This window comes from Paraburkholderia sp., assembly GCF_035501035.1.
Taxonomy (GTDB): domain Bacteria; phylum Pseudomonadota; class Gammaproteobacteria; order Burkholderiales; family Burkholderiaceae; genus Paraburkholderia.
The window spans coordinates 1-4,808 of record NZ_DATJWR010000062.1 but is presented as its reverse complement, the minus strand read 5'-3'; the positions used below and the strand labels follow the sequence as shown (position 1 = coordinate 4,808).

Sequence of the window (4,808 nt, the reverse complement as noted above, 5' to 3'; positions counted from 1 at the left end):
GAAGTCACCAACGCGGCCGGCGAGCAGACGCGCGGCATCCAGGAGGTGAACCGGGCCGTGAGCCAGCTCGACGAGATGGTTCAGCAGAACGCGGCGCTCGTCGAGCAGTCGACGGCTGCTGCCGCGGCGCTGCGCGGCCAGGCCGGCAATCTCGCCGACGCGGTCGGGCAGTTCAAGCTCGATTGACGTAGTGGGCACGGTAGGAGAAGAACGGCGCTGCGGCGCCGTTTTTTTTCGCCTGTTTCGTTGTTGGTGTTTGATCGATTCGCCGTTTGGCCGTTTGGCCGGTGCGGCGGGACCGCCGGCGCCGCGTTCTGACGCGGCCTATCCCAAACGGACGACTTTGCGCCACGCACGGCGTCGTTATGCTGGATTCACGCGGACGCCAATGTTTGTCCTGAGACAAAGGCGGTGAACGCGCGCCTCATCAAGAGGATTCAAAAACCCAACGTTAGGTTATTATCCGAGCCATGCCCACAGTCCTTCGCGTACCCGGTTATCGCGTGGCGATCTTCCCGAACGACCATCGCCCCGCTCATGTTCATGTTTCAAGTCCGCGAGGATCGTGTGTGTTCAAACTGAATTGCCCTGACGGTCCGCTCGAATTGCGCGAGCTCTACGAGCTTGCGGAGCAACAGGTCGTGCGCCTCGCACGTGCACTCGAGCCGGAGATCAGCCTGCTATGCAGGGCGTGGTGGAGGATTCATGGTTTCCATTAGCAAGAAGCAGATTACCGAGGCTCGCAAGGCGGGCGCGCAAAGCCCGGCTGCCGTGTCCGCGCGCTACAGTCGCAAGCACGCGCGGCTCGAGATCGAGTTCGCCAACGGCGTGGGACTCGCCGTCCCCGTTGCGCTAATTCAGGAGCTGCAAGCCCTCGGGCGTGCGCCTTCGGCCGCGCAACTGACCGAGGTCGAGGTTTGGGGCGGCGGCCAGTCGATCTACTTTCCGCGGCTCGACCTTTTGGTGTGGGCGCCTGGCCTGCTGCAAGGCGTGTTCGGTACGCAGGAATGGATGCGTGAGCTCGCGCGCGCCATGGGTTCGGCCACTTCGCCGGCAAAGGCCGCCGCGGCGCGCGCCAATGGGCGCAAGGGCGGCCGCCCCCGCAAGCAGCCGGCCGGTCATGGGGACGTGGAAGCAGACGATCAAGCAGCCGATCGAGCAGCCGATCGAGCAGCCGATCAAGCAGACGATCAAGCAGACGATCAAGTAGCCGATCAAGTAGCCGATCAAGCAGCCGATCCAGCAGACGATCAAGCGGCCGATCTGGTAGTCGACCAGGCAACCGGCCTCGCGCCGTGATGCGCGATCGGCCAGTTCGAATGCGAGCGCGTGGCCGCGCTCGTCGACCTCAAACGCTCACTTGAAGGAGACAGCCATGAGTAGCGAAAAGCGCACGCAAGGCGGGGCCGCCGGCGATTCGACGTTCGTCTACGTCACATTCATTCGCGCGACGCCACAAGCCCTGTGGACGGCGCTCACGAGCCGCGAGTTCACCGAGCGCTACTGGTTCGGTATGCATCACGAATGCGACTGGCAAAGAGGCTCGTCATGGTCGCTGCGTTTTGCCGACGGCCGCATTGCCGACTCGGGCGAAGTCGTCGAGTCCGATCCGCCGCGTCGGCTCGTCCTGCGCTGGCGCAACATGTTCCTCGCCGAGCTGAACGCCGAGGGCGATTCGCTTTGCACGATCGAAATCGAGCCGGTGGAGTATGCGGTCAAGCTCACGATCACGCATTGCGTGGCGCGGCCCGCATCGAAGTTCATCGAGAAGGTCTCGGAAGGCTGGCCGCGCATCCTCTCGAATCTCAAGACGCTGCTGGAAACGGGCGAGGTGCTGATGCCGCTCGTGGTGGAGGGGGACTGAGCGTGGAAAAACGCGGGGGAAGGAAGCGGAGCGGGGTGGCCCGAGCCACCCCGCAACGGCGCTTTAGTCGCGGAAGTTGTTGAAGTCGAGCGGCGTGTCGGTCACGTCCTTGCGCAGCATGGCGATCACGCTCTGCAGGTCGTCGCGCTTGGCGCCCGTCACGCGCACGGCGTCGCCCTGGATGCTCGCCTGGACCTTGATCTTGCTGTCCTTCACGAGCCTGACGATCTTTTTCGCGAGGTCGCCCGAGACACCCTTCTTCACGGTGATGACCTGCTTGACCTTGTCGCCGCCGATCTTCTCGATCTTGCCGTAGTCGAGAAAGCGCACGTCCACATTGCGCTTGGCCATTTTCGAGACCAGCACGTCCTTGACCTGGCCGAGCTTGAAGTCGTCGTCGGCGAACGCGGTGAGCTCGCGCTCCTTTTGCTCGACGCGCGAATCCGAGCCCTTGAAGTCGAAGCGCGTGGAGATCTCCTTGTTGGATTGCTCCACGGCGTTCTTCACTTCGATCATGTTGGCTTCGCTGACGACGTCAAACGATGGCATTGCTTTCTCCCAAAAGTGCGAGCGGCGCGAACCGTGCGCCTGCGGGCCGCAACCCTGATTTCCGGCGGCAGGCCGCGCACTCGCTATAATCACGGACCGACGCCATTCTACCGGCGCCGTTGCGTTTGCCCAAGGCTGCCTTGGGCTGCCGGCAGTTGGCTGCGGTAGCCCGCGGCTGCGCTTGGGGTTGGCTGCGGTTGCCGCGGCTGCCAGGGGTTGCCCGGTACTGCCTCGCAGCCCGAGCCCTTACCGCGCGCCGGGTTTTTCGGTCTTTTTTCCATCTGCTGTCCGTGTCCCGTTCTTCCCCGATGCCCGACCTTCAAGCGTCCGTCGATACACCGCCAGTGTGGTTCGCCGCAGGCTATCCGCTGCGCGCGCACAACACGTTCGGTTTCGACGTGCGCGCGCGCTTCGCGTGCCGGGTCGAGAGCGAGGCCGATCTTGTCGCCGCGATACGCGATCCGCGCGCGCGCGGGCTGCGCACGCTCGTGCTGGGCGGCGGCAGCAATATCGTGCTCACACGCGACTTCGACGGTCTCGTGCTGCTCGTCGCGCTTGCCGGCAAGCGCGTCGCGCGTGAGGACGAGCACGCCTGGTACGTCGAGGCAGCCGCGGGCGAGAACTGGCACGAATTCGTGGCCTGGACGCTCGCAGCCGGCATGCCTGGCCTCGAAAACCTGGCGCTGATTCCGGGCACGGTGGGCGCGGCGCCGATCCAGAACATCGGCGCCTATGGGCTCGAAATGGCCGAGCGCTGCGTGTCGGTGCGGGCGATCGAGCTGGCCTCGGGTGCGCCCGTCGAGTTCGACGCGGCTGCCTGCCGCTTCGGCTATCGCGACAGCTTCTTCAAGCGCGAAGGGCGCGAGCGCTTCGTCATCACGTCGGTCACGTTCCGCTTGCCGAAGCTGTGGCAGCCCAATGCGGGCTATGCCGATCTCGCGCGCGAGATCGAGCAGCGCAACGCCGGCGTGGCGCTGCATGCGCGCGCCGTGTTCGACGCCGTGGTAGCGGTACGGCGCGCAAAGTTGCCCGACCCGCTCGAACTCGGCAATGCGGGCAGCTTCTTCAAGAATCCCGTGATCGACGCGCCGCAGTTCGATGCGCTGATCATGCGCGAGCCGCAGATCGTCTCGTACCGCCAGGCTGACGGGCGCGTGAAGCTCGCCGCCGGCTGGATGATCGACCGTTGCGGCTGGAAAGGCCGCGCGCTGCGCGCGGCGGCCGTGCATGAGCGTCAGGCGCTCGTGCTCGTTAATCGCGGCGGCGCGACCGGCGCGGACATCCTCGAACTCGCGCAGGCAATCCAGCGCGACGTGCTCGCGCGCTTCGGCGTGGAGCTGGAGCAGGAACCCATCAGCCTCTAAGGCGCTCGGCTCCTGCTTGGCCGTTGGCTATAGCCTCAAATCACCTTGTCATGGGGCGCGAACACGGGCCCCTGCACGAAGCGCACGTCGTACTGCTGCAACTGCTCGAACTGCGCCTCATCTACCACGCGATTGAAAATGAGCGGAATGCGCAGCCGCGCCGCATAGCTCACGAGCGGCTTCACCATCGAATCGCGCAGCGCCGAGGTCGCGTCCATCTTCACGAAGTCGGGCTGCGCCATATCCGATACCGAGAGAATCTGCCCGGCATTCGGCAGATTGCCCGCCACCTTGAACCCGTAACGCTGATAGCTCTTCGTGAGATAGCCGAGGAACGTGCGGTGCGCGACCGCCGCCGCAGGCAACTCGATCACGATGCGCCCGGGATTGAGTCCGAACGACACCAGCACGTTCGAGAAATGCCGCCCATGATCGTATTTCACGCTCTTCAGGAGCCGTTCGTGCACGCGCAGGAAGAGCAGCCCGTGCTGCTGGCCGCCCAGAAAATTGATCGCATGAAGCGCGCGCACCATGCGGTCGAGGGCGACGAGTTCGGGGTCGTCGAGCGCGTCGCTGAACGGATCGTATGGCGCCACCTGGCCGTCCTGCTCGCGCAGCGTGACCGCCTGAAAGCCGAGCTCGTCACCGAAGCGCGCGGCCGCCGCGAGGTCGGCCGTGAGCGACTGGGCCCCGCTGTGCACGCTGATGTCGTAGATCGGTTCGTAGGCGCTCAATAACTCCACGCCGCGCCGCCGCGCCACGGCCTGGTTGCTATGCGCGCCGCTGCCCATCGCCAGGTGCTCGCCAAGAAACGGATGGTCGGCGGAACGGGCGACGAGCTCGGGAATGGTCGGAGCGATCATGGTGACGGGGTGGGGCGCGGTGCACTCGTGAATGGCGCGGGCCCGAACTCGGGCCGCATGGCTCGATGGTAGCAGCCCGCGGCCGCGCCGGATGGTCTGATTGGTCATAACGTTATCGGCCGCACTCGCGCGTTCTGGAGGCCACCCGCTGCTCGTCAGGGTTAACAC

The 4,808-nt window shown here is 65.2% G+C and carries 6 protein-coding genes and 1 pseudogene; 5 read left to right on the top strand and 2 right to left on the bottom strand.

Annotation, left to right across the window (positions count from 1 at the left end):
• The 4 genes and pseudogenes from VMJ11_RS03800 to VMJ11_RS03785 form a co-directional block, all read left to right on the top strand.
• Positions 1-186: pseudogene (locus VMJ11_RS03800) on the top strand (chemotaxis protein); the annotation flags it as partial.
• Positions 187-470: 284 nt separating this feature from the next.
• A complete protein-coding gene (locus tag VMJ11_RS03795; protein ID WP_325617052.1) occupies positions 471-719 on the top strand; it encodes a DUF4160 domain-containing protein in 249 nt (82 codons plus the stop codon).
• Positions 706-1,299: a DUF2442 domain-containing protein gene (locus VMJ11_RS03790; protein WP_325617050.1), complete on the top strand. Its 594-nt coding sequence runs from the start codon at positions 706-708 to the stop codon at positions 1,297-1,299. The genes VMJ11_RS03795 and VMJ11_RS03790 overlap by 14 nt, the downstream gene beginning before the upstream one ends.
• 76 nt (positions 1,300-1,375) lie before the next feature.
• On the top strand, positions 1,376-1,864 hold the full coding sequence (locus VMJ11_RS03785) for an SRPBCC family protein (protein ID WP_325617048.1): 489 nt from the start codon (positions 1,376-1,378) through the stop codon (positions 1,862-1,864).
• Positions 1,865-1,927: 63 nt separating this feature from the next.
• On the opposite strand, the gene VMJ11_RS03780 is transcribed toward VMJ11_RS03785, so the two are convergent.
• Complete coding sequence (locus tag VMJ11_RS03780) at positions 1,928-2,413, bottom strand: YajQ family cyclic di-GMP-binding protein (protein ID WP_028209548.1); 486 nt, start codon at positions 2,411-2,413, stop codon at positions 1,928-1,930.
• Between the two features lie 308 nt (positions 2,414-2,721).
• On the opposite strand from VMJ11_RS03780, the gene murB reads away from it, so the two are divergent.
• On the top strand, positions 2,722-3,777 hold the full coding sequence (gene murB / locus VMJ11_RS03775) for a UDP-N-acetylmuramate dehydrogenase (RefSeq protein WP_325617043.1): 1,056 nt from the start codon (positions 2,722-2,724) through the stop codon (positions 3,775-3,777).
• 35 nt (positions 3,778-3,812) lie between these two features.
• Here the strand turns inward: murB and VMJ11_RS03770 are convergent, their stop codons facing one another.
• Positions 3,813-4,640: an EAL domain-containing protein gene (locus tag VMJ11_RS03770; protein ID WP_325617041.1), complete on the bottom strand. Its 828-nt coding sequence runs from the start codon at positions 4,638-4,640 to the stop codon at positions 3,813-3,815.
• Positions 4,641-4,808 lie beyond the last annotated feature (168 nt).

Excerpts from the sequence above, each read along its gene's own strand:
- VMJ11_RS03795 (WP_325617052.1), top strand. The coding sequence starts at position 471 with ATGCCCACAGTCCTTCGCGTACCCGGTTATCGCGTGGCGATCTTCCCG.
- VMJ11_RS03790 (WP_325617050.1), top strand. The coding sequence starts at position 706 with ATGGTTTCCATTAGCAAGAAGCAGATTACCGAGGCTCGCAAGGCGGGC.
- VMJ11_RS03785 (WP_325617048.1), top strand. The coding sequence starts at position 1,376 with ATGAGTAGCGAAAAGCGCACGCAAGGCGGGGCCGCCGGCGATTCGACG.
- VMJ11_RS03780 (WP_028209548.1), bottom strand. The coding sequence starts at position 2,413 with ATGCCATCGTTTGACGTCGTCAGCGAAGCCAACATGATCGAAGTGAAG.
- murB (WP_325617043.1), top strand. The coding sequence starts at position 2,722 with ATGCCCGACCTTCAAGCGTCCGTCGATACACCGCCAGTGTGGTTCGCC.
- VMJ11_RS03770 (WP_325617041.1), bottom strand. The coding sequence starts at position 4,640 with ATGATCGCTCCGACCATTCCCGAGCTCGTCGCCCGTTCCGCCGACCAT.